This is a genomic window from Dietzia aerolata (genome assembly GCF_014144865.1).
Lineage (GTDB): Bacteria > Actinomycetota > Actinomycetes > Mycobacteriales > Mycobacteriaceae > Dietzia > Dietzia aerolata.
In genome coordinates this window covers 1-1959 of sequence record NZ_JAALDM010000059.1, presented here as the reverse complement: position 1 = coordinate 1959, position 1959 = coordinate 1, and the positions used below count along the sequence as shown (strand labels likewise).

2 protein-coding genes and 1 pseudogene are annotated in these 1959 nt (G+C 70.1%); all 3 read left to right on the top strand.

The features are described 5' to 3' along the window. Positions 1-682 (top strand): biotin/lipoyl-containing protein (locus G6016_RS04520; RefSeq protein ID WP_182631505.1); only part of this gene is annotated, 682 nt, incomplete at its 5' end. Further along, on the top strand, positions 675-1832 hold the full coding sequence (locus G6016_RS04515; protein ID WP_182631504.1) for an acyl-CoA dehydrogenase family protein: 1158 nt from the start codon (positions 675-677) through the stop codon (positions 1830-1832). The genes G6016_RS04520 and G6016_RS04515, both read left to right, overlap by 8 nt. Next, a pseudogene (locus tag G6016_RS17655) lies at positions 1829-1959 on the top strand (MaoC family dehydratase); the annotation flags it as partial. The gene G6016_RS04515 and the pseudogene G6016_RS17655, both read left to right, overlap by 4 nt.

The following is a 1959-nucleotide window of genomic DNA, read 5'->3' as shown; positions in this document are numbered from 1 at the left end:
CGTGGCCATGCACCGCACCGAGGAGCGCTGGGCCCGCGTGCCCGCCGCGCGTCGCGGACCGTGGGACGTGCCCAACGGCTGGCGGGTCGGTGGGCGCGCCGAGGTCTGGACCCGGCTGGATCGCGGCGCCGGTTCGGACGCCGTCACCGTCGGTCTCAAGGGCACCCCGGACGACGCCGAGGTGACCATCACCGACGCGACGATCGGCTCCACCTCCGAGCCGACGGTCTCCTCCCGCCATCAGGCCCGCGTGGCCCGGGACGGTGCGTCGCTCCGGCTGACCGTCGATGCCACGCAGCAGCGCTGGACCGTTGTTCGTTCCACCGACCCCAAGGCGGCCGACACGTTCTGGGTGGCCGGCGACGGCGGGACCTGGGACCTGCGGCTGCTGCCGCTCATCGACTCCCGGATCCACGACGACAGTGCCTCGGACGGCCAGATCCTCAGCCCCATGCCGGGCTCGGTCATCGCCACCTTCGTCTCCGACGGAGCCGAGGTCACCGCCGGGCAGAACGTCTTGGCCGTCGAGGCCATGAAGATGGAGCACGCGCTCACCGCCCCGATCGACGGCGTGGTCCGCGTCCACGTGTCCACCGGCGAGCAGGTGCCCGCCGATCATCTGCTCGCGACCGTCGAGCCCCACCCCTCCACCGAGGAATCCGAAGGGAAAGCCCATGCCTGAGTTGGAAGAGCACTACGCAGACCTCAAGTCGACGGTCGCCGACTTCGCCGACAAGGTCGTCGCCCCGGCCTCCGCCGAGCACGACCGCAACCACACCTTCCCGTACGAGGTCGTGGCCCAGATGGGCCAGATGGGCCTGTTCGGCCTGCCGTTCCCGGAAGAGTACGGCGGGATGGGTGGCGACTACTTCGCCCTCGCGCTGGCGCTCGAGGAGCTCGGCCGCGTCGACCAGTCCACCGCCATGACGCTGGAGGCCGGCGTCGGTCTGGGCGCCATGCCGATCTACCACTTCGGTAACGAAGACCAGAAGCAGCAGTGGCTGCCGGACCTGGCCGCCGGCCGCAAGCTGGCAGGCTTCGGCCTCACCGAGCCGGGCGCCGGCTCGGACGCCGGGGCCACCAAGACCACCGCCAAGCGCGACGGCGAGGAGTGGGTGATCAACGGCAACAAGCAGTTCATCACCAACTCGGGCACCGACATCACCTCCCTGGTCACCGTCACCGCGGTGACGGGGGAGCGGCAGGCCGCGGACGGCTCCACCAAGAAGGCCATCTCCACGATCATCGTCCCGTCGGGCACGCCGGGCTTCACCGCCGAGCCGGCCTACGACAAGGTGGGCTGGAACTCTTCCGACACCCACCCGCTGACCTTCGCCGACGCCCGCGTCCCGGCCGAGAACCTGCTGGGTGAGGAGGGCCGCGGTTACGCCAACTTCCTGTCGATCCTCGACGAGGGCCGCATCGCCATCGCCGCCGTGGCCACCGGCGCCGCGCAGGGCTGCGTCGACGAGTCGGTCAAGTACGCGAAGGAACGCGAATCGATGGGCCAGAAGATCGGCTCGTTCCAGTCGATCGCGTTCAAGATCGCCCGCATGGAGGCCCGCGCCCACACCGCGCGCTGCGCCTACTACGAGGCCGCGCGCCTCATGCTTGCCGGCAAGCCGTTCAAGAAGGAGGCGGCGATCGCCAAGATGGTCGCCTCCGAGGCCGCGATGGACAACGCCCGCGACGCCACTCAGGTCCACGGCGGCTACGGCTTCATGAACGAATACCCGGTCGCGCGCCACTACCGCGATTCGAAGATCCTCGAGATCGGCGAGGGCACCACCGAGGTGCAGCTCATGCTGATCGCCCGGGGGCTGGGCCTGTGAGCGCCGCCGAGGGCACCCCGGTGCGCAAGGAGGTTGTCCAGCGTGGCCTGTGGTTCGAGGAGTACGAGGTCGGCACCGCCTACCTCCATCGCCCGGGCCGCACCATGACCGAGGCGGACAACGTCCT

Excerpts from the sequence above, each read along its gene's own strand:
- G6016_RS04515 (WP_182631504.1), top strand. The coding sequence starts at position 675 with ATGCCTGAGTTGGAAGAGCACTACGCAGACCTCAAGTCGACGGTCGCC.